We start from the raw sequence: 23661 nt of genomic DNA, 5'->3' as shown, positions 1-23661 counted from the left end.
GACTATCAGGACGCGGAAATCAGGAACCCTGCGATGCCTCATTGGCTGGTCATTGATCTGGAAGCCACCACCGACGAAGGTGGCTGGCCGGTAACGGAAATGGAGATCATCGAGATCGGCGCCACTCTGGTGGATCGTACCGGTCGCGAGCAGGATCACTTTCAGCGCTTCGTCAAACCGACGCGTCGGCCATTGCTGACGCCGTTCTGTCGCGAACTCACCCACATCACCCAGGCCAATATCGACGCCGCCCAGACGTTGAGCGAAGTGTGGTCGACGTTCGAGCGCTGGCTCGGCCAGCACCAGACACGCCTTGAAGGCTGGGCCAGCTGGGGTGACTACGACCGCAAGCAATTGCTTCAGGAATGGCAGCGCCTGCAACTTGACAGCGCGCTGAGCCATATTCCACACATGAACCTCAAACAGCGCTTTGCCAAGGCCAGGCGCCTCGAACGGCCTTTGGGGCTCAATGGCGCCCTGCAACTGGCGGGCATGCAGTTCAGCGGACAGCAACATCGTGCGCTGGAAGATGCACGCAATACCGCCCGATTATTGCCGCTGGTGCTACCGCTCTAGCGCAGGTGACGACGCGGTGAGCCTTGTGCATACTGGCCGGCCCTTTTTAACCCTTTTACGCCCTTTTCGAGAGGAATCGCCCATGTTTAAAGTCAACGAGTACTTCGACGGCACCGTCAAGTCGATCGCCTTTGGCACTGCTGAAGGCCCTGCGACCATCGGCGTCATGGCCCCGGGCGAATACGAATTCGGCACCAGCCAGCGTGAAATCATGCATGTGGTATCCGGCGCGCTGACCGTCAAACTGCCGGATAGCAGCGACTGGGAAACCTTCGCTGCCGGCAGCCAGTTCAACGTGCCGGCCAACAGCAAGTTCCAGCTGAAAGTGGCCGTCGACACCGCTTACCTGTGCGAGTACCGCGGCTGACATCCCGGTTTCCTGCTGCAATGAAAAATGCCCGTGTCCAGTGACACGGGCATTTTTCGTTTCGGGGCAGGTTATTCGAGGATTTCCACCGGCATGCCGACTTCGAGGCGGCCATTGCTGTCATTGACCAGGTTCTGCCCGAACATCGCGCCATCGGCCTGGGCGCGGGTCTTCTGCAGGGTCGCCAGAGGCTCGCGGTCGGCGCTGCGCTCGCCGGTCTGCGGATCGATGGTGGTGAGAATGCAACGAGAACACGACTTGACCACGCGGAACTCGACATCACCAATGCGGATGCGCTTCCAGCCATCCTCGGCGTACGCCTCGCTGCCTTCGATCACCAGATTCGGACGGAACCGCAGCATTTCCAACGGACGTCCGACTTCCTGCGACAGGTGTTGCAACGACGCCTCGCCAATCAGCAGCAGCGGGAAGCCATCGGCAAACGCCACCTGGTCGTCATCCTTGCCGTATCCGGCCTGAGTCGTCCGGGCGCGATCCAGCGGAACCTGTACCAGACGAGTCGGTTTGCCGATGAATCGAGTGACCCACGCCGCAGCTTCATCACCGGCATCGGGCACCCGCAGGGTATCGCGCCAGATGGTCACGCCGCGCAGTTCAGCGTCGCTGCCAGGCAAGGCGATATCGATCGCCGAATGCCCCGGCGCATCGAGGGTCAGGCCACCAGCGGCATTCCACAGCGCCGACAACTGGCTCATCTTCGCTTCGGCGCGCTGGGTCAGGAATCGCCCGCTGGCCTCGTCCACCAGCATCCAGCGGCGGTCGCCTTCAAGCCCCAGTTTGTCCAGGCCGATCCCTTGCAGAACCTCGGCCCTGGCGGATTTCAACGGGTAACGATAAAGCGCGCTCAGACGCAGCATGGCCAGCTCCCTGGTGGCGGAAAAATGCCACCCTATACGAGCTTTCTCATCGAATCAAAGGCTGCCGCAGGGTCAGCCTGCAACCGGAGCGTCAGGCAGGCACTCCGTCGAGCATCAGACGCTGGCGCACTACGTCGACCAATTTGTCCGGCTGGAACTTGGAGAGGAAATTATCGCAGCCGACCTTCTTGACCATCGAATCGTTGAAGCTGCCGGACAACGAAGTATGCAGCACGACGTACAGACCCCGCAGGCGCGGATCATTACGGATTTCGGTGGTCAGGCGATAACCGTCCATTTCCGGCATTTCCGCATCGGTGAAGACCATCAACAGCTTGTCGGTCATGCTCACCCCGGTATCGGCCCATGCCTTGAGCATGTTCAAGGCTTTCAGACCGTCACTGGCAATGTGCATTTTCACACCCAACTGGCCGAGGGTATCGCGCAACTGCGACAGCGCCACATTGGAGTCGTCCACCAGCAACACTTCACGACCGCGGGCCCGCTCCAGAACCGGGTCCTCGAGCTTGTCGCGGGACACTTTGGCGTTGTAGGGAACGATTTCGGCGAGCACTTTCTCGACGTCGATGATTTCCACCAGTTGATCATCGACCTTGCTGATGGCGGTCAGGTAATGTTGGCGGCCTGCGCTGCTCGGAGGCGGCAGGATGGCCTCCCAGTTCATGTTGACGATACGATCCACGCCACCGACAAGGAACGCCTGCACCGAGCGGTTGTACTCGGTGACGATGATCGTGCTGTCAGGACCCGGCACCAGCGGGCGCATGCCGATCGCCTGAGACAGGTCGATCACCGGCAGGGTCTGGCCGCGCAGGTTGACCACACCGCAGACAAACGGATGACGCTGGGGCATAAGGGTCAGCTTGGGCAGTTGCAGAACTTCCTGGACCTTGAACACGTTGATCGCGAACAACTGGCGCCCGGCGAGTCGAAACATGAGAATTTCCAGGCGATTCTCACCCACCAGTTGCGTGCGTTGGTCTACCGTATCGAGAATGCCGGCCATCAAATGACTCCTGGGGCTTGTACTGGTGAATTCATTAAAGGGGATTATCGGCTGATGACGGCCAATCTTGATCCCGCCTGCAAATCACCTACAAAATGCCATGAGAAAGCATTGATGTCACATTAACATCATGCTTTACTGGCCCCGTGATTTCATCTGCTATCTTCTCTGCGGCGCGACCTCGGTTTGCACCGTAGGTTCCCGTGCCTAAGGGATTCCCCTAGTAACAATCAGGCCTAACCTGATGTTCGCAATATCCAATAGCCATTAATGTGACGCCATTCTCATTGCATGAACGGAGTCAGGCTTTTGTGTGTGATCGCAGGTCAGTGGAAACCCACCCTCTCGAAACCCCCGGCACACGCCTCGGCACAGCAGGGCGCGATCTCACGACGGTTCATGATCGTCGACACACACGACATTCGCTCATCAGACATGACGTTGTGGAGATAAGCATGCCAAACGACCGCAAAGAGTGGGCACAGCGATTCCCCGAATTCCTCGTCGAGGCTGAAACGCTCCTGGCCAAGTCCGAAGAGTGCCTGAGTCACTTGCAGTTGATCAGCAATGACCGGGACGCCATCGATTGCATGCTCAGCACACTGCTCAAACTGGCGAACAGAGCCGACGCCCTGGCACTGGGTGCGGTCTCGGAGTTCTCCCGTCACCTGCACGGGTTGCTCAGCCGGACCCAGGACGGCGTCGACCTGCATGCTCAGGCGCTGGAGGCTCTGAAGGACTGTTTCACCTTGATGGCCTGGCAGCTTGAACTGGTTGACCAGAGCACCGGCCAGTTGAGTCTGGACGAAAGCGAACAGACGTCCCTCATCGAAGCATTCGCCTTTCAGGTCGGACAGAGCCAGTTTCAGCCACCGCTCCAAAGTAAAACCCTATCCCTCGTATCCTACTCGGAGCGACAGGCCTGAGCGGGCGCATTCCGAACCCGATGCAACACCGTTAGTTTGAACCATCGAATGTCGCAATTGATTAACTCATGCCTGCCAGCGACACCTGCGAACAATTAATAACGTTCCAAGAATGCAACCTGACTGCCACGGATGTCAGGGTTTACCTGTGTGTTTGTGAAAAATGAATGTTCGGGCCGCAGCGGTAATTATCAAATCCGGTAAATCAACTTTTCCATTATGGAACTCGCGTCCAACGTGGCGTATATCCTGACTCTTCGGACATATAGGGCGAACGCGACCAACGGTATGTTAAGTGGTATTATGCCGCCCGTTAGTTGCTTTCAGTTAATGGCACAGTGACTTCAATGAGCGACCTGCAGCAAAAGTTGGCAGTCATTTATCGATCACTGAACCTTGTTGAAAACAGCAGCCTGAACCACATTATTTTCAGACAGAGACCGACAATCACACTGACCGGTCTGCCCGCAGCGAACATCCATTGGCTCCATCCGCTATGTACGCCAGCCTCAAGTCAATCACCACATGGCCTCCCTCCAGAGAAAACGCGCGCCGTTTCACTCTCTTGCTGTGCATTGGAGCGGCGACGGGCAGCCTTTTGACTTATGGTCTGTCGGCCCCGGTTTCGCTGGGTCTGCTGTTGATCAATATTGCAGCTGCCGGCTGTGTCTGGATACAACATCGCCTGTCGCGCAAATCGATCAAGCTCAAGCCTCAGGAGCTGGCCGATCGATTGCTTGAAGTCCAGGAGAACGAACGTCATCGTCTGAGCCGCGAACTGCATGACGATATCGGGCAACTACTGACCGCCGCCAAGTTGCAAAGCGAATGGCTCAAACGACGCCTGCCGGAAGATCTGCAGGAACAGTGCTCGGCGCTCTGCGACACCCTTGAGGAAACACTCAATAAAGTCCGTGACGTTTCGGCCATTCTCAATCCGCGGCAGTTGACCAGCCTCGGCCTCGAAGCCAGCCTGCGCGCGCACTTGCTCAAGACGCTGGCCAATACGCCGGTTCACTGGAGTCTCGACTGCCAGCAACGTCTGAACGGCATCCCCGAAGAAATGGCGGTCGCGGCCTTTCGGATTACTCAGGAAGCCGTGACCAATATCCTGCGTCATGCGCAGGCCAAAAATCTGCTGATCCGCCTGCAGCGTCTTCCACAAGGGTTGACCTTGCTGATCAGCGATGACGGCCTGGGCTTCGCCCCGGCTGCCAATCCCGGCCGCGAAGGACAACGCGGCATGGCCGGAATGGCCGAAAGGATCGAGCAGTTGGGGGGCACCCTGAGCGTGAGGAGCGAGCCGGGCAACGGCACTCAAATCGAAGCACTATTCCCGTGGGCGCCCCGGGCACTCGAGCGGGCCAGTACGAATAAGGTTATGCGTTGACTTGTAACTTACTTCTGGTGGATGACCACTCGCTGATCAGGGCCGGCGTGCGCGCTCTGGTGCTGGATATTCCGGGCTATGCGGTAATCGGCGAGGCCAATGACGGCTCGCAACTGCTTGAAATGGTCGAGCAGCTGAACCCCGATATCGTCTTGCTGGATATCTCCATGAAGGAAACCGGCGGCCTGGAAGCCTTGCAACGGCTCAAACGGATTCGTCCGCACAGCAAGGTTCTGATTCTGTCGATGCACACAGACCCGGCGCTGATCATGCAGGCGCTGGAGTCCGGGGCCCATGGTTACCTGCTCAAAGACACCACCGCCACCGAGCTGGAACACGCCCTGGAAGCCCTGCGCAATAACGAACGTTACTTGAGCCCTGCCATCGCTCACACGGTGATCAACCAGGCATTGACCCGCAACCAGAAACAGCAACCGGAAGTCGCCGACTCTCACAATCTGACGGCGCGCCAACTGGAAATCCTGCGCCTGATCGTGCGTGGCAAGTCCACACGCGAGATCGCCAACGGCCTGGGTCTGAGTATCAAGACCGTGGAAACCCACCGCTCGCAGATCATGAAACGCCTGCAGATCTACGACGTGGCGGGTCTGGTGCTGTTTGCCGTGCGGGAACAGATCATCAGTCTTGACGACTGACAGGTCGGGGGTTGCCCAGCAGAGGCGAATCCTGTGGCAGATGCACGCGCAATGCCGCCGGGCGCGCCGAGAACCGCAGGCTCTCCCCTTCCAGTGGCTCTCCGTCAAGATTGATGCACAGTCCTTCGGCCACCTTGATTTCAACCCACGGCAATCGCGTGCGCACGAACATGTTGTCGAGGCCGAAACCATCGCTTAGCAAGGTTTTCAAGGTGCCAACCAACTCCTGAGGAGCCGGCAGGATACTGATATCCAGCAGGCCATCATCAACCTGTGCCTCCGGACACAGCACGTGTCCTCCGCCCGCCTGGCGACCATTGCCGATGCCCAGTGCCAGCAGCTCACCACTCCAATGGAAACCCGGGCCCTGCAATTCGCCATACGCGGCATGCAACTCACTGAACCGGGACAGACCGGTGAACAGATAGGCAGCCCCTCCGAGGACCTTTTTCAAGTCCTCCGAGGTATTGGCGGTGACTTGACTGCCGAATCCACCGGTGGCCATGTTCAGGAATATCTGTCCGCCCACCTCCCCCAGATCAATGTCATGCGCAGGCGTATCGAGCAGCTCGAGCGCCTCGACAGGCTCCAGAGGAATGCCGGCAGCGCGGGAAAAATCGTTGGCAGTACCCAACGGCAGCAACACCAGACTGGCCTTGCCGGGATCAGACGCCAAGGCTTCGGCGATGTCCCGCAACGTACCGTCGCCGCCGCCGGCAATGATGTGACTGAACCCTGCAGACAGGGCTTCCTTCACCAGGCGCCGGGCGTCACCGTCCTCCCAGGTAAGACGCACCGCGATATCCCAACCCTGGCTGCGCTTGTATTCAACAGCCGCACGAACTGAATCGTTGAGTGCTTGCTTGCCATGCAGAATCAGCCACGCCTTGTGCTTTTCCATTTTTGGTCACTCCCGGAAATGAATCTGTTCGGGACATCTTGACCCTCAAGGTACAGAAAAGAGCCGTCGCAGTTTCAAGCAATTGCCGGGATCCGACCTGTTCTTCCTGCAGGCCGGTATTTTTTCGTACGAGATGAAAGGAATCGGCTCAATTGACCTGTCCTTGTCATTGGTACACCGTATCTCGGCAACATTAATCTTTCACCCGAATACACAGGGATGTGCAGGTAATGCGTGAATACTTCACCGGGAATTTCGATCATTCGAACGGCATTTTTTGCCGGAGAAAAACAGGGACGGCAGGCGGGCGGTTCAATGCGCAAAAATGAAGCAATAATGTCAGTGAGTCCGGTCGCCTCTTTCTCCGATGCTCGAACCAGCCCTGAAACTGAAATCAAAGGCAACGCCAACAGCAACGGAGAAACCATCATGGAACCCCGTTTCACCGAGCTCGAAACTCACCTCAAATACATCCGTCGTGACATGGATGAAGTCAGAGGGGACGTCAAAGCCATCAAATACCGGCTCGCCTACGCCGCTGGCGCTACAGCAGTGGTCATTACGCTGCTTGGCTGGATAGCCAACAGCCGTTTCGACCAGATGGTTGCACTGATCAGCCGTTGACCGTCTGAGTTGCAGGCCCTCGCCCGGGCCTGCAGTTCAGGGTTCAGCCGAGCAGATCGCTCAGCGGAATAAAGGGCACGCTCTCTCCCTGCCCCAGCGTGCGCCCTTCCTGGACCTCAACCAATCCATCGGCCCACGCAGCGCTACGCAGGACACCGGAACTCTGATTACGGTAAATCATCGCTTGTCCCTGCTCCAGGCGCCCCCGCAGAAACTCGCGCCGATTGCCGGCATGGGGCCAGACAAATCCTGCCGGAACCGGAAACTTCAACGGCTCGACATTCTGAACCCCCTGGCGGCGTAGCAGATACGGTTTGGTCAGCAAGGCGAAAGTCACAAGAGTGGATGCCGGATTACCAGGCAGGCCGATGACCGGAACGTTGCGAAAATGACCAACAGTCAAAGGTTTGCCGGGCTTTATTGCCAGTTTCCAAAGCGTCAGCTCACCCTCTTCCCTCAGCGCGACGCCAAGAAAATCCGCCTCTCCGACCGACACACCACCGGTGGACAGAATCAGGTCGGCCTCTTTGAACGCCCCAAGGCGCGCGCGAGTTGTGGCCAGATCGTCCGGCAGGATGCCGCCGTCGAGCACCTCACACCCCATACGCCGCAGCCAACTGCACAGCACCACCCGGTTGCTGTTGTATATCTGTCCAGGTCCCAGCGCCGTACCCGGTTCGACCAGTTCATCGCCGCTGGACAGTACCGCCACGCGCACCTTTCGCACTACATCAAGTCCGGCACACCCCAGGGAAGCGGCCAGACCTAGTTCGATCGGACCCAGTCGGGTTCCGGCGGGCAGGATCAATTCGCCCGCAGTCGTTTCCTGGCCTTGCGGGCGTATGTTCTGCCCGGCACTCATTGTTTCGATGAACCGTACCCGCTCATCGGCCTCGATCACGGCGTTTTCCTGCATCTCGACACAATCCGCACCCGGCGGCACCGGTGCGCCTGTGAAGATCCGCGCGCAGGTGCCTGACAGCAACGGCTCAGGCGACTGACCGGCAAAGACTTTCTGACTGACCGGCATTGGCTCGCCGGTCCAGTCGGCCAGTTTCAAGGCATAACCATCCATCGCGCTGTTGGGCCATGGCGGCAGATCAAGTGTCGAGATCAGATCCTGTCCCAGCACCCGTCCCTCGACCTGCGACAGCGGCAAATATTCACACTCGGCAATCCTTGAGGCATCAGCCATTTCGAGCAGCCGCGCCAGTGCAACCTCTACAGGCATCAGGTTGCCGGTCTTGCCCGGCTTACCCACGGGATTCACAGGGTGCCGCCTGTTTCAGATGAGGGACGAAATTGCACGGACGGTGCCGTGAATCCAGTTGCTCGGCCAAAATCCCGTCCCACCCGGTGCGCACTGCGTTGGTCGAACCTGGCAGGCAACAAACCAGCGTACCGTTGGCCAGACCGGCCAGAGCACGGGATTGCACAGTGGAGGTGCCGATATCGGCCACCGAGATCTGCCGGAACAACTCGCCAAAACCATCGACCTGTTTGTCGAGCAGACAAGCAACGGCTTCCGGCGTACTGTCGCGACCGGTGAAGCCGGTTCCCCCGGTGATCAGCACCACCTGCACGACATTCTCGGCAATCCAGTGGGCGACTTGCGCACGGATCTTGTACAGATCGTCTTTGAGCAATACCCGCTCTGCCAGGTAATGACCGGCGGCGGTCAAACGATCGACGAAGACCTGGCCGGAAGTATCGGTTTCCAGAGTACGGGTATCACTGACTGTGAGTACCGCAATATTGAGCGGTACGAAAGGTACATCAGCCTTGGCTTTCATCGGCTCGTCCAGTTGTAGGGGAAACAGCCCGGTGTTATATCACAGCACTCCATTTTTTCGCCGAACCTGCGGAGAGTCTCCATGATTTCGAATACGCCATTGCCACCCTGTTCCGTGCTCCTGCTGGCCGGCGGACGCGGTCAGCGCATGGGCGGACAGGACAAGGGACTCGTGGAATGGCAGGGCGAACCACTGATCGCTCATCTGCAGCGAAAAGTTCGCCCCTTGACGGACGATCTGATCATTTCCTGCAACCGCAATCATGAGCGTTATGGATGCTTTGCGGATCAATTGGTCAGTGATGATGTGGAGGACTTTCCGGGACCGCTGGCCGGTATTCGCGCAGGTTTGCGCGCCGCCCGCCATACCCACTTGCTGGTCCTGCCTTGTGACGTACCGCGAATCGACTTTCCCTTGCTGCAGGCAATGCGCGAGACCGCCAGCCTGAATCCTGAAAACCCTTTGATGCTGCGTCATGATGAGCACTGGGAACCTCTGCTGTGTGTAATTCCCGTGGCACTCCTGCCAGCGTTCGAAGACGCCTGGCACCAAGGAGAACGGAGCCCCGGGCGACTCATGCGCAGCCTCGGCGCGAAGGCACTGATCTGCCCGGATAACGACCCGAGGCTGGCCAATCTCAACACCCCGGAACTGTTAAGCTCCCATGACACTGTGTCAGACTGATCGCATTCAAGGAACTCTCGCGCCTTGTATACGTCTACAGCTTCAGTAACCAAATTTCCCTTCGGAGACAGACACATGACTCAACGGACTATCGCCACTTTCATGCTTGCACTGGGCCTGGCCACCCTCGCTGGTTGCGCTTCGCCAACGGTGATCACCTTGAATGACGGTCGCGAAATCCAGGCCGTCGACTCGCCTAAATTCGACAAGGATTCCGGCTTCTACGAATTCGAACAATTGGACGGCAAGCACACTCGCATCAACAAGGATCAGGTTCGCACCGTCAAAGAGCTGTAAGCGATCCCCGATATACGAAAAAGCCCGCAAATGCGGGCTTTTTCATGGGCGGTGGACAGTGGCAGACGCCTGTGATCACCAGTCCAGTGTAATCCGGCTTTCAAACTCCCGTGTCTGCCCCGTGACCGGATCGATGAACCGCAACCCCTGCGCCAGAAGCTTGAGCGGTTTGGCGTAATCATCCTCCACGTCCCTGAGTACCTCGGGATAGAACGGATCATTGCAAATGCTCGCGCCCAGCGCCGTCATGTGCACTCGCAACTGATGCTTCTTGCCGGTCACGGGATACAGAGCATAACGCCAGAATTCGCCGTTCCGCTCCCTGACCTCCACTGCCGTTTCGGTATTGCTGACGCCCGAAACTTCCTGCATGCGAAAAAAAGGCTCGCCATCGACCATCCGGCTTTTGTGCACCATCGGAAAGTCCATCCCGGGGAGCGCGGGAGCGATGGCTTCGTAGCGTTTTTCGATTTGCCTCGTCGGAAACAGCGACTGATACGCCGAACGAGTCTGCGGGTTGGCCGAGAAAATCACCAGGCCGGCCGTGTGCCGGTCAATTCGGTGCAGCGGCACCAGATGCGGATTGTCCAGGCGGCGAATCAACCGGCGCAGCAACGTCTGCTCGACATACTCACCGGCCGGGGTCACCGGGAGGAAGTGCGGTTTGTCCGCCACCACCAGATGCTCGTCCGCGTAGAGAATCGACTCGACCACCGGAATCGGCTTTTCGTCCGGCACTTCGCGAAAGTAGTGTATACGCAAGCCTTCCTTGTACGGCATCTCCGGCGTGATCGGTCGACCCTGGCCGTCCAGCACTCGTCCCCGGGCAATCCTGTCGCGCCATTGCTCGCGCCCGATGGCACTGAAATGATCGCAGAGGCAGTCGAACACTGTCCGCCAGTCACCGGGGGGCAGATAAAGCGTGCTGGCCTGACTCTGTGCGGCGGAAAACATTGATGGGTTGGACATACGGAAAACTCGGACCTCGAAACAGAGCGGCATTATCCGGCACAGGACACTATGGGCCTAGCGGATTCAGGCCGGTATCGACTTGATGGCGGCTGCTTCGGTGAACTCCTTCAGCCAGCGCAAGACCTCGACTGCCTCCCAGCGCCCCGGGTCATACAAGGCATACAACAATCCCTGATAGCCCACCACATCCAGTTGCTTGTGATAGCCGGCACGCTGGAACAAGGCTTCGATCTCGGCAAAACAGGTATTGAAATGCAGCTTGTTGAACGGCGTCTTGCCTTCCGTGACCAGACCATCCAGACGCAACTCGCGGACGGCCTCGCCAATCACATCCACCGACATCCGGTTCACACTGCTTTTCAATTGTTCGACATTGACCACGATTCATCCCTCCGACGTCCTGGCTGCCCTGCGCATTATCCAAATAGCGCCAGGCATGTCAGGATCACCCAATTACTGTATGCACATACAGTAACCGAATAATCCGGCGAGCGCCAAGGAATGGAATGATCGCCGCGATGAATGGGCGCAGGAAAAATCAGCGAAGAAATGACACCACCTGATCGGCGCTGAATGGCCATCCGAGCTCCGCACCGGTATCGGTTCGCCGCAAGACCGGAATCCGCAGACTGTAAGCCTCGTACCAGGATTCATCGTCAGCGATGTCCACCAGCTCCACCAGCAGGCCATGCTCGACAAAGGGCATCAACTCGGCTTCGGCCACTTCACACAGGTGACACCCCAGGGTGCCGAACAGCTGGCATTCAGGAAGCATGTGCGCTCGATCCAGACATTTGATGGGTCATTCTAGGCCCGACCCGCAAACCCGTCGAGCCGCCAGCGTACTCGAGCCGAGAACCCGGTTTCCCTGATAGAAAACCTGACATGAATCAGCTCCCGCCAGGGTGAATTACGCCATGCTCCTGTGTTTTTTGCCTCTACGCTTGAAGAGCCCGCCCCATCGCCGGAGTGTTCTGTGTTTGCCAATCTGCTGATTATCCTCGCCTCTTCCCTGGTAGTGATTGCCCTGTTCCGACGCCTGCGCCTGCCGCCAGTGCTGGGCTATTTGTGCGTAGGACTGATGGTTGGCCCGAAGGCCTTCGACTGGATCAACGAGAGTGAGCATCTGCCGGACCTGGCCGAATTGGGCGTGGTGTTTCTGCTGTTTTCCCTGGGACTGGAATTCTCCCTGTCGAAAATGATTGCGCTTCGCCAGGTAGTGTTTCGCCTGGGCAGCCAGCAAGTACTGATCAGCGCTGGCCTGCTGGGAAGTGCGCTGACGCTGCTGGGCATGCCTCTCACCCCGGCGCTGCTGCTTGGCGCGGGCCTTTCACTTTCATCCACGGCGATCGTCACCAAGGAACTGGGCAGCCTTGGCGAAATCTTCAGCAGCCATGGCCAGAATGCGGTCGGGGTCCTGTTGTTTCAGGATGTGGTAGCCGTGTTGTTACTGACACTGGTGCCCGTCTTCGCCGGCAGCAGCGATCAGGCCTGGTATTGGGCGTTGCCGCTGACACTGCTCAAGACAGTCGTGCTTTTCATCGGCTTGCTGCTGGCCAGTCGCTGGCTGTTGCCGCGCCTTTTCCAGGAAGTGGCAGCGTCGCGTTCGGCCGAGCTGTTCGTGCTGTTGGCGCTGGTGATCGTATTGCTCACGGCATGGCTGACGCACCTGCTGGGACTGTCCCCTGCCCTCGGTGCGTTCCTCGCCGGCATGTTGCTGGGAGAAAGTCATTATCGACATCAGATCGAAGCCGATATCCGGCCGTTCCGCGACATCCTGCTCGGCCTGTTCTTTGTCAGCATCGGCATGCTCATTGACCTGCAACTGTTCGCCAGTCACAGCCTTCCGATTCTCGTCATGACCCTGGGCCTGCTGGCGATCAAAGGCTCAGTGGTGGCACTGCTGGTGAAATGGCGTGGCAGCGACGATGAAACCGCCTGGCGCAGCGGCCTGGCCCTGGCGCAGGGTGGCGAGTTCTGTTTCGCCCTGATGGCGCAGATGCAGCAGAATAACTTGATGCCCGCCGATCTCGGCGCCCTGCTCCTCGCGGCGACGTTCTGCTCAATGCTGCTGACACCGCTGATGTTGCGCGCTGCCCCTCGCATCGCCGCCGCCCTGCATCGCAAACCCAACCAGGAAGCACAGATCGAGCAGATCAGCGCCCTCAATGCCGGACTCGATCAGCATGTGGTGATCTGCGGCTACGGTCGTGTCGGTCAGTCGATCGGGCGCTTCATGCGCAATGCCGGGCAACCTTACATCGCCCTGGACAACGACCCCGTACGTATTCAGGAGGCAGCCACCGTCGAACGCGAGGTGCATTACGGCGACTCTGCACGCGCCGACCTCCTGATTGCGGTCGGTTTGCTGCGTGCAAGGCTGCTGGTGATTGCCGTGGATAAAAGCGATGTGGCGTTGCGAGTGCTCAAGGAGGCCCGGCGACTCAACCCGAAAGTGCCGATTCTGGTGCGCACCCGCGACGACAGCCAGTGGTCCGAACTGAAAGCCGCCGGCGCCAGCGAAGTGGTGCCTGAATTGCTGGAGTCAAGCTTGATGCTCGCCGCCCATGCCCTGATTCTCCTCGGCCTGCCGGCGCACCAGGTGCAGGAGAAAGTCGATCGGGTGCGCATCGACCGCTACCGCCTGCTGCACGGCCTTTACCCGGGTGCCGACGATGAGGAGGCCTAGTCTTGACTCACCGCGCCGATCTTGTGCAACGACAGATCCGCACCGTAGTACTCCTGCTCCTGGCTCAGGCGCAGGCCATGCAGTGCCTTGATCGAGCCATAGACGGCGAAGCCACCGACCAGCGCCACCACAACGCCCAACGCCGTGCCGATCAACTGACTGATCAGGCTGACGCCGCCGAGCCCGCCCAATGCGGTCGAGCCGAAGATCCCGCAGGCGATGCCGCCCCATACGCCACATAATCCGTGCAGCGGCCAGACCCCCAGCACATCGTCGATCCGCCATTTGACCTGAGCCGCCGTGAAGCACCAGACAAACAGGGCGCCGGCAATCGCACCCGTCACCAGCGCGCCCACCGGGTGCATCAGGTCGGACCCCGCACAGACCGCCACCAGACCGGCCAACGGGCCATTGTGCAGAAAGCCCGGGTCGTTGCGCCCGACGATCAGTGCCGCCACCGTTCCGCCCACCATCGCCATCAACGAATTGACCGCCACCAGGCCACTGACGCCTTGAAGGGTCTGCGCGCTCATCACGTTGAAGCCGAACCAGCCGACGATCAGGATCCACGATCCCAACGCCAGAAACGGAATGCTCGACGGCGCGAACGCCACCAGCCGGCCATCACGATAGCGACCGTTGCGCGGCCCCAGCAACAATACCGCCGCCAGCGCCAGCCAGCCGCCCATGGCGTGAACCACCACGGAGCCGGCGAAATCATGGAACGATGCGCCGAATCGCGCGGCCAGCCAGGCTTGCAGCCCATGGTTGCCGTTCCAGATCAGGCCCTCGAAAAACGGATAGATGAACGCCACGATCAGCGCCGTTGCGCACAGCTGCGGAACGAACCGGGCCCGTTCGGCGATGCCGCCGGAAATGATCGCCGGAATCGCTGCCGCAAAGGTCAGCAGGAAGAAAAACTTCACCAGTGCGTAACCATGATCGGCACTGAGCACGGTCGCCGGTTGCAGAAACGTCACCCCGTACGAGATCCAGTAGCCTATAAAGAAATAGGCCAGCGTCGACACCGCGAAGTCGCTGAGGATCTTCGACAGAGCGTTGACCTGGTTTTTCTGGCGAACCGTTCCTACTTCCAGAAAGGCGAAACCGGCGTGCATGGCCAGCACCATGACCGCACCGATCAGAATGAATAACGTGTTGGAACCATGAACGAGCGTATCCACAGCGCTTTGCAGATTTTCCATGAAGAGGCAGACCCAAGGCTGAAAAAGGCACCAAAGCGGTTCATGCGGACATTTCACGCACCAAGTTGCGACCACGCAGATCACCAACCCATGGGGCGGGTGAACCGCTTTGGCGCACGAGGTAGATGTCCTGAGCTGAACCCGTGTCATCCGGGCTATGATTTCCCGGTTTCGCGCCCGGCAATAGCGCACCATGGCCAGACGACGCACCACGACACAGCAAAAGATGTACCAATCATTTGTACTGAACCTTCACGCAAGGCTCATACTCGAAAGTTTCAGAAGCCGCTTCAGACCGCCACTTACGGAGATCCCCAATGGCCAGCATCAAGGCAAAGACTGCTCAAGAAATCCTGATGAACGACTTCCAGACCCTGGTCAGCGACACCGAACGGTTGCTGGAACATACCGCCACGCTGGCCGGCGATCAGGCTGACGAGTTGCGCGAACAGATCCATGAAAGCCTGCTGCGCGCACGGGAAACCCTGAAGTTGACCGAAGACACTCTGCGCCAGCGCGGGCAGGCTGCAGTCAATGCCACTGAAGATTACGTATCGGCCAATCCGTGGCAATCGGTGGGCATCGCCGCCGGGGTAGGCTTTCTGCTTGGCCTGCTGGCCACGCGGCGCTGATCATGTCGATCGGTGAATCCGGCCCGACTGCGGGCACTGCCTCTTCCACACGGCGCCTGGGCGCAGCCGTCCTCGGTCTTTTGCACAGTCATGTCGAGCTGTTCGGTATCGAACTGCAAGAGCAAAAGGCGCGCACTGTCAGCCTGTTACTGTTTGCCGGCCTGGCGCTGGTGTTCGCGCTGCTGTTGCTGGTCGGCCTGTCGACATTGGTCCTGATTGTGTTCTGGGACACCTATCGTCTCGCCGCGATCATCGGCCTGTGCGTGTTCTACACCCTGGCGGCGATCTTCTGCGGGCTGCGCTTGAAGGCTGCAATCTTCGATGAATCCTCGCCCTTCCACGGCACCCTGGAAGAACTGGCCAACGACCGGGAGCGCCTGTTGCCATGAGCCTGCCTGAACTTCCGCGCAACAGCTCGCGCCAGGAAATGCGCAAGGCCCTGATCCGTTTGCGCATGGAAATGCATCGTCAGGAAATCCGCCACGAAACCGGGCAACTGATGGAGCCCTTGCAACGCATGCGTGGCATGAAGCAGAACCTGCAAGACGGTTTCGGCATCAAGCACGCGCCGTTGTGGGGCGTGGCGGCGGTGACGTTGCTGGGCTTTCTCACCGGCAAGGGCGCCAAAAGTGGTGGTATCGGCGGCCTGAGTCGGTTGATCCGCCTGGGTACCAGCCTCGCACCGCTGATCAGACTGGTCATGCAGAACTCCGGCAAGCGCTGAGTCTCACACCTGGCTGCATTCTTGCACTGCACGCGGGATCGAATCTCTTCATCAGGAGATTCGGTTCCGCTCGCCTGTACGGCTGGCGGGACCCGACCAGAACAACAATGACCAAGGAGGCCCCGTGATCGACGGGCAACCGCTCGCCTGCTTTCAGCCTTTCATCGATACCGCCACCGGACGCATTGCAGGTGTCGAGGCTCTGGGTCGCCTGCGCCAGGCGCAAGGGCAACTGACATCGGTCGGCCCGTTGTTCGCCGATCCAAGAACGCCCGCTACCGCACTGCGCCGCCTCGACCGGCAGATTCGGGACAATGCGCTGAGCAGGTTTCACGACGCACCACCGGACTGGTTTCTCAGCCTGAACATGTCACCGCGCTGGATCAGCCGTTTGCGCCCCGACCAGGCGCTGCCAAGTCTCAGGCAACTCGCCCGGCATGGCGTCGACCCACAGCGGATTGTCTTCGAAATCACCGAACTGGGCGGCAACAGCCAGCGCTTGTCTGAAGTCGTGGCACGCTACCGCGATGCCGGGGCTCGAATCGCCATAGACGATTTCGGCGCCGGGTACTCACAGCTCGATCGCGTGCTGGCTCTGCAACCGGACATCCTCAAACTCGACATGCGCCTGTTTCAGGCCGCCGCCCTCGGCGGGCCCAGCAGCGATGTGGTCAAGGCGCTGGCGCAGATGGCGGAAAAAACCGGTTGCCGGATCATTGCCGAAGGGGTGGAAACCGAGGCCCAACTGAATTTCGCTCTGGAGGTAGGCTCACGTTATGTACAGGGGTTTCTGTTCGCCCGCGCGCAGCAGGCTTTCTTTGCAGCGGACGCTTTCGTCCCGCGCTTCGCTGAACTGCGCCAGGCCTATGTGAAGCAGAAGCTCGCCGAGCGTGGCAAGCTGATGTCGATGCGCCAACAACTCGCTGAGCTGATGACGATCCTGCAGAACTGGGCTCAGACCCGCGCCCCGCTCAGTGCCTTGCCGCAACTGGATGCCTTTCCGTGGCTGCTGCGTTTTTACCAGTGCGATCGTCAAGGCACCCAACTGACACCGAACCTGGAATGGCGCCAGATTGGCTGGGTTGCCGATAACCGCTACCTGGGCCACAACTGGTCGTGGCGTCCTTACTTCTACCACTTGCTGGCCGAAGGCTGGGAAGAACGACGACTGATGCTTTCCAACACGTATCGCGATGCCACCACCAACCAGTATTGCCTGACTGCCGGACAGTTCTTCGACAACGGTGAACGCCTGTTGTTGATCGACATCGACGCCGCCGGGCTGTAGTTGCACTTGCAGACGCCCTCTCGAACCGGGAAGCTAGGACACCAGTCACCCGACGGAGAGAATCAGCCTTGGATTGGCAAACCCTGCTCAACCGCGAACGTCTCGGCAAGCCGCTGCACAGCCCGCAGGAACTCGGCCGCAGCCCGTTTCACAAAGACCACGACCGCATCATTTTCTCCGGCGCCTTCCGCCGCCTGGGCCGCAAAACCCAGGTGCATCCCGTCTCGAGCAATGACCATATCCACACGCGCCTGACCCACTCGCTGGAAGTCAGTTGCGTCGGACGCTCGCTCGGCATGCGCGTCGGTGAAACCCTGCGTCGCGCCCTGCCCGAGTGGTGTGAGCCGAGCGACCTGGGCATGGTCGTGCAGTCCGCCTGTCTGGCCCATGACATTGGTAACCCACCCTTCGGCCATTCCGGCGAAGACGCCATCCGCCACTGGTTCCAGCAGGCCGCCGGGCGTGGCTGGCTGGATGCGATGAGTGACGCCGAACGCGGTGACTTCCTGAACTTCGAAGGCAATGCCCAGGGTTTCCGGGTTCTCACGCAGCTGGAATATCACCAGTTCGACGGTGGCACCCGCTTGACCTATGCGACCCTCGGCACGTACCTCAAGTACCCATGGACCGCGCGTCATGCCGACTCCCTGGGCTACAAGAAACACAAGTTCGGCTGCTACCAGAGCGAGTTGCCATTGCTGGAGCAGATCGCCCACAAGCTGGGCCTGCCGCAACTCGAGGAACAGCGCTGGGCACGTCATCCGCTGGTGTATCTGATGGAGGCCGCAGATGACATCTGCTACGCGCTGATCGATCTGGAAGACGGGCTGGAAATGGATCTGCTGGACTATGCCGAGGTCGAGTCATTGCTGCTTGGCCTGGTCGGCGACGACTTGCCGGAAACCTATCGGCAGTTGGGACCGCAGGATTCGCGCCGGCGCAAGCTGGCGATCCTGCGGGGCAAGGCCATCGAACACCTGACCAACGCCGCTGCCCGTGCCTTCGTCGAACAACAGGACGCGTTGCTGGCCGGGACACTTCATGGTGACCTCGTGGAGCACATGCATGGTCCGGCCAAACGTTGCGTGCTGAATGCCAAGGACATCGCCCGCAAGAAAATCTTTCAGGACAAACGCAAGACGCTGCATGAAATCGGCGCTTACACGACCCTGGAAATTCTGCTCAATGCGTTTTGCGGCGCAGCCCTGGAACAACACAATGGCCGCACGCCGTCCTTCAAGAGCCGCAGGATCCTCGACTTGCTGGGCAACAATGCGCCGGACCCGCATGGCCCGCTGCACACCTCGTTCCTTCGTATGATCGACTTCATCGCCGGCATGACCGACAGCTACGCCAGTGACATGGCGCTGGAAATGACCGGGCGCTCCAGCCATTGAGACCCGCTCGCCCGACCGATCAGCCATTGATCGGTCGGGTCAGGGATCGCAGTCAATATCCGAAACAACAGTCCATGAATGGACGACAAACATTAAACAAGCCGACTTTTCAGCCATATACAGATTTCCAGCAGGAATTCCGAAGAAGACACCCAGTCTCTCTACCTACGCCAAAACTAGTTATTGCGTAGTCTCATTCCTCTTTACTTGTAGGAACAATCCTAGATTGCTGCTGAGACCCTGTGGGTTCATGCGACCGCTCATCCAACTGAGCTAAGGTGCGCCCTTTAATCGCGCTCGCATGGGACTTTATATGAACTCCGTTTTTATCGTCGACGATCATCCCGTTATTCGTCTTGCCGTTCGAATGCTTCTGGAACATGAAGGTTATAAAGTCGTCGGGGAAACCGATAATGGCGTCGATGCCATGCAAATGGTCCGTGAATGCGCTCCCGACCTGATCATTCTCGACATCAGTATTCCGAAACTGGACGGGCTGGAAGTTCTGGCCCGCTTCAACGCCATGAGTTCTCCCTTCAAAACGCTGGTCCTGACCGCACAGTGCCCCACACTGTTCGGCATTCGCTGCATGCAGTCCGGTGCATCGGGCTATGTGTGCAAACAGGAGGACCTGAGTGAACTCGTAAGCGCAATCAAAGCTGTTCTTTCCGGTTACAACTACTTTCCCAGCCAGGCGCTGAATCCTGTTCGCAATGATGATATTCGCTACGTGGAACTGGAACTTTTCAAGTCAGTAAACGACAGGGAATTGATGGTATTGCAACTGTTTGCCCAAGGCCGGACAAACAAGGAAATTGCCAAGGGCATGTTTCTCAGCAACAAGACCGTCAGCACTTATAAAAAACGCCTGATGCAGAAACTCAAGGCCAAATCCCTTGTAGAACTTATCGAAATGGCCAAACGTAACGCACTCGTGTGAGAGCCAACATGTCCAGCCATTTAAAGAAGTGTCTGATTATTGCGAGTACATGCCTGGGGTTAAGTGCTTCAGTAACAGCCACGCCCGCCTCCCCACAAGACTTGACCCTGCTCGGCCGTTCGTCCGGCAGATCACTGCCGGTCCTGCTCGAACCTTCGCAACGGGACTGGCTGCACAGTCGCAACGAACTCATTCTGGGCACCTCCGCTCCCGACTATCCGCCATTCGACATGACCTCCAGCGGTCGTGATTACGAAGGTTTCACCGCGGATTACGCGGGAATCATCGGTCAGGCAACCGCCCTGCCGATCAAGGTAAAGCGGTTTTCTACCCGAGAAGCCGCCATTGCGGCCTTGATCGACGGCAGCATCGACATGCTCGGGACATCCAACGGGCTGGAAGCGGAGAACCTCAGTCTTGTCCTGTCCAGCCCCTACGCCATCGATCAACCCGTACTGGTGACCCGCGAAGGCGAAACTCGTTCACTGAGCGAAGGCCTGGCCGGCTTGCGTCTGAGCATGCTGTATCACTACCTGCCGCTGGACGAGATCAAGACCCTGTACCCCAAGGCACTCGTCACCGCCTACCCGTCCTACCAGAACGCAATCAATGCAGTGGCGTTCGATCAGGCGGACGTGTTTCTCGGCGATACCATTTCCACCCACTACATGATCAGCAAGGGCTACCTGAACAACATCCGCATGGCCAATTTCGGCAAGCACGAAGCGCACGGTTTCAGTTTCGCTGTGCGTCGTGACAACCCGCAATTGCTGGGCATCATCGATAACGTGCTCAAGGCCGTCCCGGCGAGCGAACGGGAGAATATCGCCAAACGCTGGAGTGCCGGCAGCGACACCTTGCTGACCGATCAGAAACTGCAACTGACCCACCGCGAAGAACAATGGCTGAAAAAACACCCGGTGGTCAGCGTGGTGGTCAACGAGGCCTTCGCTCCCCTGACATTCTTCGATACCGATGGCAACTTTCGCGGCATCAGCGCCGACCTGCTCGAACTCATACGCCTGCGCACCGGTCTGCGCTTCGACGTACGCCGCAGCCGCAGTGACGCCGAGATGATCAAGCAAATCGAAAACCGACAGGTCGACCTGATTGCCGCTCTGCTGCCGACACCCCGCAGAGAGGAAACACTCAGGTTCAGTCGCCCCTATCTTGAAAACTCCTACGTCCTGTTGACGCGCAAGGCTGCCGACAGCCCGACGCACCTCGGACAACTCAAGCGCAAGCGCCTGGCCATTGCCCAGGGCAACCCGATGATCGAGTATCTGCGCCGCGAGTTTCCCTACATCCAGTTGATTGAAACGCCGGACACCTTCAGCGCGGTGACCTTGCTCGACGAAGGTCAGGTCGACGGGGCCGTGAATTCGCTGGTGATCGCCAACTATTTCATCGCCTCACACATTTTCGAACAGCCGCTGCAGATCACAACCACCATCGGTACCCGCCAGGCAGCGTTTTCTCTGGCAACAGCGCGAGACAACCCGGAACTGAGTTCGATCATCGACAAGACGCTGATGAGCATCACGCCCGAGGAGCTGGGTATCATCAATGGTCGCTGGCGTGGCTATTCGAGTCATTCCCAGGGAGCCTGGTACCAATATCGGCGCCTCTTCTATCAAGTCCTAGGTGGTGCCGGCCTGCTTCTGCTGCTGTCACTGTTCTGGAATGCCTACATGCGCCGCCAGATCAGGCAGCGCAAATCAGCCGAACGTGCCCTGAGCGACCAGCTGGAATTCATGCGCTCGCTGCTCAATGGCACGCCGCATCCAATCTATGTGCGTGATCGGCAGGGACTGTTGCAAAGTTGCAACGACAGCTATCTGGAAACCTTCAATGTCCGGCGCGAAGACGTCATCGGTAAAAGCGTCATGGATGGAGCCCTCAACAACGCATTCGAAGCCAGGGTTTTCCAGGCCGATTACCAGCGAGTCGTGACCGAGGGCAAGCCGCTTGTGCTCGACCGGCCACTGCACATCGGCGACCGGCGCCTGACGATCTATCACTGGATCCTGCCGTATCGTGACTCCAGCGGTGACGTTCAGGGCATCATCGGCGGCTGGATCGACATCAGCGAGCGCCATGAACTGTTCGATGAACTTCGCACCGCCAAGGAGCGGGCCGATGATGCCAACCGGGCCAAGAGTACGTTTCTGGCGACCATGAGCCACGAAATCCGTACACCGATGAATGCGGTGATCGGCATGCTGGAGTTGTCCCTCAAACGCATGGACAAAATGCACCCGGATCGCGCCAGCATCGAAACCGCCTACAACTCGGCCAAGGATCTGCTGGGATTGATCGGTGACATCCTGGATATCGCTCGGATCGAATCCGGACGGCTGAGTCTGAGCCCCCAGCGCGTCAATCTCGTCGCGACCGTCGGCTCGGTAATGAGGATATTTGAAGGTCTGGCCCGCCAGAAACATCTGGACCTGATGCTGAATGTCTCCCCTCCCGGACTGGACGTCGACGTGCATCTGGATCCTCTGCGCTTCAAGCAGGTACTGTCGAACCTGATCAGCAATGCCATCAAGTTCACCGAGCATGGCCAGGTGCAGATCTCGCTGGAACTGCTGGCCGGCGATCGCCCCGATTGCTCCCGGGTGAAATTGACCGTACAGGACAGCGGCATCGGTATCACGGCTGAGGATCAACGGCGTCTGTTCGAACCTTTCGCCCAGGCCCGCCATGGCAAGTGCCGGGCAATCGGCGGTGCCGGGCTGGGTCTTGTCATCAGCCGAAATCTTTGCGAAATGATGGGGGGAGAACTGCAATTGAGCAGCCAGCCGGGGGTCGGCACCCAAGTCAGTGTGTCGTTGCCCCTGGCGACCCTGCCCGCACAAGTGACCGGCCCGAAACAGGAGCCGCAGATCCAGACCACCCTCACCCCTCTGAACGTGCTGGTCGTCGACGATCATCCGGCCAACCGACTGCTGATGTGTCAGCAACTGGAGTATCTCGGTCATCGATACAGCATCGCCGAAGAGGGACGCAGCGCGTTGGAACAATGGAAAGGCAGCACGTTCGACCTGGTCATCGCCGACTGCAACATGCCCGTCATGAACGGATATGAGCTGACCCGGGCGATCCGCCGCCACGAAAGGCTCACGCAGCGGCCGGCCTGCGTGGTACTCGGGTTTACGGCCAATGCCCAGCCCGAAGAGATCCTTCGCTGCAAGCAGGCCGGCATGAACGAATGCCTGTTCAAACCTTTGAGTCTGAGCGTCCTGAGCCAATGGGTCGACAACGTACGCCCCCTGTTTCGTGCCCCGCCGTTCAACTTGCAGGGAATGCAATCGCTGACGGGTGGAAATCCGGCACAGGTGCGGCGACTGCTGAGCGAGTTGCTCAACAGCAGTCGGAAGGATCGCCAGGACCTGCAGACCCTGTCCCGAAGAGGTGACCCCCAGGCGCTGGCCGAGATTGCGCACCGGATCAAAGGCGCCGCACGCATCGCTCAAGCCGCACGCCTGATCGACAGTTGTGATGCACTTGAACAGGCTTGTCTGCAGGCATTGCCGCAGTGCGAGATCGAGCGCCGGTGCGAAGCCGGCCATGACGCCATCCTCGAACTGGAGAAGGCACTGGAGAGAGCACTTGAGCAACAACAGATGCAGTCCGGACAGAGCAGAGTGAGCGGGCCTTAACTATGCTTGAGCGCTGAGCAGTGTGTTTAT

At 59.0% G+C, this 23661-nt stretch carries 25 protein-coding genes; 16 read left to right on the top strand and 9 right to left on the bottom strand.

All coding sequences use genetic code 11. The features are described from left to right. The first annotated feature begins 33 nt into the window (after positions 1–33). Both ACK6BI_RS08090 and ACK6BI_RS08085 read left to right on the top strand, forming a co-directional pair. A complete protein-coding gene (locus tag ACK6BI_RS08090; protein ID WP_409316635.1) occupies positions 34–576 on the top strand; it encodes an exonuclease domain-containing protein in 543 nt (180 codons plus the stop codon). 82 nt (positions 577–658) lie between these two features. Continuing rightward, on the top strand, positions 659–943 hold the full coding sequence (locus tag ACK6BI_RS08085; protein ID WP_007940055.1) for a pyrimidine/purine nucleoside phosphorylase: 285 nt from the start codon (positions 659–661) through the stop codon (positions 941–943). A 71-nt stretch (positions 944–1014) separates the two neighbouring features. Here the strand turns inward: ACK6BI_RS08085 and ACK6BI_RS08080 are convergent, their stop codons facing one another. Beyond that, on the bottom strand, positions 1015–1821 hold the full coding sequence (locus tag ACK6BI_RS08080; RefSeq protein ID WP_409316634.1) for an MOSC domain-containing protein: 807 nt from the start codon (positions 1819–1821) through the stop codon (positions 1015–1017). A gap of 91 nt (positions 1822–1912) precedes the next feature. After that, positions 1913–2848, bottom strand: coding sequence for a chemotaxis protein CheV (locus ACK6BI_RS08075; protein WP_065257060.1), 936 nt, complete (start codon positions 2846–2848; stop codon positions 1913–1915). 455 nt (positions 2849–3303) lie between these two features. Here ACK6BI_RS08075 and ACK6BI_RS08070 point away from each other — a divergent pair, with 455 nt between their 5' ends. The 3 genes from ACK6BI_RS08070 (at position 3304) to ACK6BI_RS08060 (ending at position 5820) form a co-directional block, all read left to right on the top strand. After that, positions 3304–3774 (top strand): hypothetical protein, encoded by a 471-nt coding sequence (locus ACK6BI_RS08070; RefSeq protein ID WP_409316633.1) that lies wholly within the window; start codon positions 3304–3306, stop codon positions 3772–3774. A gap of 496 nt (positions 3775–4270) precedes the next feature. After that, a complete protein-coding gene (locus ACK6BI_RS08065; protein WP_409316687.1) occupies positions 4271–5164 on the top strand; it encodes a sensor histidine kinase in 894 nt (297 codons plus the stop codon). Then, positions 5161–5820 (top strand): response regulator, encoded by a 660-nt coding sequence (locus tag ACK6BI_RS08060; protein WP_409316632.1) that lies wholly within the window; start codon positions 5161–5163, stop codon positions 5818–5820. The genes ACK6BI_RS08065 and ACK6BI_RS08060 overlap by 4 nt, the downstream gene beginning before the upstream one ends. On the opposite strand, the gene yegS is transcribed toward ACK6BI_RS08060, so the two are convergent. Further along, complete coding sequence (gene yegS / locus ACK6BI_RS08055; RefSeq protein ID WP_409316631.1) at positions 5804–6721, bottom strand: lipid kinase YegS; 918 nt, start codon at positions 6719–6721, stop codon at positions 5804–5806. The two genes, ACK6BI_RS08060 and yegS, sit on opposite strands and share 17 nt — an antisense overlap. A 315-nt stretch (positions 6722–7036) precedes the next feature. Between yegS and ACK6BI_RS08050 the strand changes: the two genes are divergently transcribed. Further along, positions 7037–7345, top strand: coding sequence for a hypothetical protein (locus tag ACK6BI_RS08050; protein ID WP_409316686.1), 309 nt, complete (start codon positions 7037–7039; stop codon positions 7343–7345). A 43-nt stretch (positions 7346–7388) separates the two neighbouring features. Here the strand turns inward: ACK6BI_RS08050 and glp are convergent, their stop codons facing one another. Then, entirely contained in the window at positions 7389–8615 is a 1227-nt protein-coding gene (gene glp / locus ACK6BI_RS08045; RefSeq protein WP_409316630.1) for a gephyrin-like molybdotransferase Glp, read from the bottom strand. Further along, positions 8599–9138: a molybdenum cofactor biosynthesis protein B gene (gene moaB, locus ACK6BI_RS08040; RefSeq protein ID WP_409316629.1), complete on the bottom strand. Its 540-nt coding sequence runs from the start codon at positions 9136–9138 to the stop codon at positions 8599–8601. Before moaB ends, glp begins: the two co-directional genes overlap by 17 nt. 81 nt (positions 9139–9219) lie before the next feature. Here moaB and mobA point away from each other — a divergent pair, with 81 nt between their 5' ends. Both mobA and ACK6BI_RS08030 read left to right on the top strand, forming a co-directional pair. Continuing rightward, the gene (gene mobA, locus ACK6BI_RS08035; RefSeq protein ID WP_409316628.1) at positions 9220–9822 is read left to right on the top strand and encodes a molybdenum cofactor guanylyltransferase MobA; all 603 of its coding nucleotides are present in this window, start codon (positions 9220–9222) and stop codon (positions 9820–9822) included. Positions 9823–9897: 75 nt separating this feature from the next. Further along, positions 9898–10119 carry a YgdI/YgdR family lipoprotein gene (locus ACK6BI_RS08030; RefSeq protein WP_409316627.1) on the top strand — a complete coding sequence of 74 codons (222 nt, stop codon included), beginning with the start codon at positions 9898–9900 and terminating at the stop codon, positions 10117–10119. Between the two features lie 75 nt (positions 10120–10194). Here the strand turns inward: ACK6BI_RS08030 and ACK6BI_RS08025 are convergent, their stop codons facing one another. The 3 genes from ACK6BI_RS08025 to ACK6BI_RS08015 form a co-directional block, all read right to left on the bottom strand. Next, positions 10195–11088 carry a pseudouridine synthase gene (locus ACK6BI_RS08025; RefSeq protein ID WP_409316626.1) on the bottom strand — a complete coding sequence of 298 codons (894 nt, stop codon included), beginning with the start codon at positions 11086–11088 and terminating at the stop codon, positions 10195–10197. Between the two features lie 66 nt (positions 11089–11154). Further along, complete coding sequence (locus tag ACK6BI_RS08020) at positions 11155–11472, bottom strand: transcriptional regulator (RefSeq protein ID WP_409316625.1); 318 nt, start codon at positions 11470–11472, stop codon at positions 11155–11157. 157 nt (positions 11473–11629) lie between these two features. Next, positions 11630–11866 carry a glutaredoxin family protein gene (locus tag ACK6BI_RS08015; protein ID WP_409316624.1) on the bottom strand — a complete coding sequence of 79 codons (237 nt, stop codon included), beginning with the start codon at positions 11864–11866 and terminating at the stop codon, positions 11630–11632. Positions 11867–12067: 201 nt separating this feature from the next. On the opposite strand from ACK6BI_RS08015, the gene ACK6BI_RS08010 reads away from it, so the two are divergent. After that, complete coding sequence (locus ACK6BI_RS08010; protein WP_409316623.1) at positions 12068–13780, top strand: cation:proton antiporter; 1713 nt, start codon at positions 12068–12070, stop codon at positions 13778–13780. On the opposite strand, the gene ACK6BI_RS08005 is transcribed toward ACK6BI_RS08010, so the two are convergent. Beyond that, positions 13777–14985: an ammonium transporter gene (locus tag ACK6BI_RS08005; RefSeq protein WP_409316622.1), complete on the bottom strand. Its 1209-nt coding sequence runs from the start codon at positions 14983–14985 to the stop codon at positions 13777–13779. The two genes, ACK6BI_RS08010 and ACK6BI_RS08005, sit on opposite strands and share 4 nt — an antisense overlap. A gap of 317 nt (positions 14986–15302) precedes the next feature. Here ACK6BI_RS08005 and ACK6BI_RS08000 point away from each other — a divergent pair, with 317 nt between their 5' ends. The 7 genes from ACK6BI_RS08000 (at position 15303) to ACK6BI_RS07970 (ending at position 23631) form a co-directional block, all read left to right on the top strand. Continuing rightward, positions 15303–15617 (top strand): YqjD family protein, encoded by a 315-nt coding sequence (locus tag ACK6BI_RS08000; protein WP_260520418.1) that lies wholly within the window; start codon positions 15303–15305, stop codon positions 15615–15617. A gap of 2 nt (positions 15618–15619) precedes the next feature. After that, entirely contained in the window at positions 15620–16006 is a 387-nt protein-coding gene (locus ACK6BI_RS07995) for a phage holin family protein (protein WP_065257074.1), read from the top strand. Further along, positions 16003–16341, top strand: a complete 339-nt coding sequence (locus tag ACK6BI_RS07990; protein ID WP_409316621.1) for a hypothetical protein — start codon at positions 16003–16005, stop codon at positions 16339–16341. The genes ACK6BI_RS07995 and ACK6BI_RS07990 overlap by 4 nt, the downstream gene beginning before the upstream one ends. Positions 16342–16465: 124 nt before the next feature. After that, positions 16466–17629 carry an EAL domain-containing protein gene (locus ACK6BI_RS07985; protein WP_409316620.1) on the top strand — a complete coding sequence of 388 codons (1164 nt, stop codon included), beginning with the start codon at positions 16466–16468 and terminating at the stop codon, positions 17627–17629. A 68-nt stretch (positions 17630–17697) separates the two neighbouring features. Further along, positions 17698–19026 carry a deoxyguanosinetriphosphate triphosphohydrolase gene (locus tag ACK6BI_RS07980; protein ID WP_065257077.1) on the top strand — a complete coding sequence of 443 codons (1329 nt, stop codon included), beginning with the start codon at positions 17698–17700 and terminating at the stop codon, positions 19024–19026. Between the two features lie 313 nt (positions 19027–19339). Next, positions 19340–19966, top strand: a complete 627-nt coding sequence (locus ACK6BI_RS07975; protein WP_065257078.1) for a response regulator transcription factor — start codon at positions 19340–19342, stop codon at positions 19964–19966. A gap of 8 nt (positions 19967–19974) precedes the next feature. Continuing rightward, on the top strand, positions 19975–23631 hold the full coding sequence (locus ACK6BI_RS07970) for a transporter substrate-binding domain-containing protein (protein ID WP_409316619.1): 3657 nt from the start codon (positions 19975–19977) through the stop codon (positions 23629–23631). The last annotated feature ends 30 nt before the right edge of the window (positions 23632–23661 follow it).

The organism is Pseudomonas sp. KCJK9016, assembly GCF_046231795.1.
Lineage (GTDB): Bacteria > Pseudomonadota > Gammaproteobacteria > Pseudomonadales > Pseudomonadaceae > Aquipseudomonas > Aquipseudomonas bananamidigenes.
The sequence above is the reverse complement of the archived record's forward strand: the minus strand, read 5'-3'. Positions and strand labels throughout refer to the sequence as shown.

Bases quoted from the DNA above. Each gene is read 5' to 3' on its own strand.
- ACK6BI_RS08090 (WP_409316635.1), top strand. From the start codon at position 34: ATGCCTCATTGGCTGGTCATTGATCTGGAAGCCACCACCGACGAAGGT.
- ACK6BI_RS08085 (WP_007940055.1), top strand. From the start codon at position 659: ATGTTTAAAGTCAACGAGTACTTCGACGGCACCGTCAAGTCGATCGCC.
- ACK6BI_RS08080 (WP_409316634.1), bottom strand. From the start codon at position 1,821: ATGCTGCGTCTGAGCGCGCTTTATCGTTACCCGTTGAAATCCGCCAGG.
- ACK6BI_RS08075 (WP_065257060.1), bottom strand. From the start codon at position 2,848: ATGGCCGGCATTCTCGATACGGTAGACCAACGCACGCAACTGGTGGGT.
- ACK6BI_RS08070 (WP_409316633.1), top strand. From the start codon at position 3,304: ATGCCAAACGACCGCAAAGAGTGGGCACAGCGATTCCCCGAATTCCTC.
- ACK6BI_RS08065 (WP_409316687.1), top strand. From the start codon at position 4,271: ATGTACGCCAGCCTCAAGTCAATCACCACATGGCCTCCCTCCAGAGAA.
- yegS (WP_409316631.1), bottom strand. From the start codon at position 6,721: ATGGAAAAGCACAAGGCGTGGCTGATTCTGCATGGCAAGCAAGCACTC.
- ACK6BI_RS08050 (WP_409316686.1), top strand. From the start codon at position 7,037: ATGCGCAAAAATGAAGCAATAATGTCAGTGAGTCCGGTCGCCTCTTTC.
- moaB (WP_409316629.1), bottom strand. From the start codon at position 9,138: ATGAAAGCCAAGGCTGATGTACCTTTCGTACCGCTCAATATTGCGGTA.
- mobA (WP_409316628.1), top strand. From the start codon at position 9,220: ATGATTTCGAATACGCCATTGCCACCCTGTTCCGTGCTCCTGCTGGCC.
- ACK6BI_RS08030 (WP_409316627.1), top strand. From the start codon at position 9,898: ATGACTCAACGGACTATCGCCACTTTCATGCTTGCACTGGGCCTGGCC.
- ACK6BI_RS08025 (WP_409316626.1), bottom strand. From the start codon at position 11,088: ATGTCCAACCCATCAATGTTTTCCGCCGCACAGAGTCAGGCCAGCACG.
- ACK6BI_RS08015 (WP_409316624.1), bottom strand. From the start codon at position 11,866: ATGCTTCCTGAATGCCAGCTGTTCGGCACCCTGGGGTGTCACCTGTGT.
- ACK6BI_RS08005 (WP_409316622.1), bottom strand. From the start codon at position 14,985: ATGGAAAATCTGCAAAGCGCTGTGGATACGCTCGTTCATGGTTCCAAC.
- ACK6BI_RS08000 (WP_260520418.1), top strand. From the start codon at position 15,303: ATGGCCAGCATCAAGGCAAAGACTGCTCAAGAAATCCTGATGAACGAC.
- ACK6BI_RS07995 (WP_065257074.1), top strand. From the start codon at position 15,620: ATGTCGATCGGTGAATCCGGCCCGACTGCGGGCACTGCCTCTTCCACA.
- ACK6BI_RS07990 (WP_409316621.1), top strand. From the start codon at position 16,003: ATGAGCCTGCCTGAACTTCCGCGCAACAGCTCGCGCCAGGAAATGCGC.
- ACK6BI_RS07975 (WP_065257078.1), top strand. From the start codon at position 19,340: ATGAACTCCGTTTTTATCGTCGACGATCATCCCGTTATTCGTCTTGCC.
- ACK6BI_RS07970 (WP_409316619.1), top strand. From the start codon at position 19,975: ATGTCCAGCCATTTAAAGAAGTGTCTGATTATTGCGAGTACATGCCTG.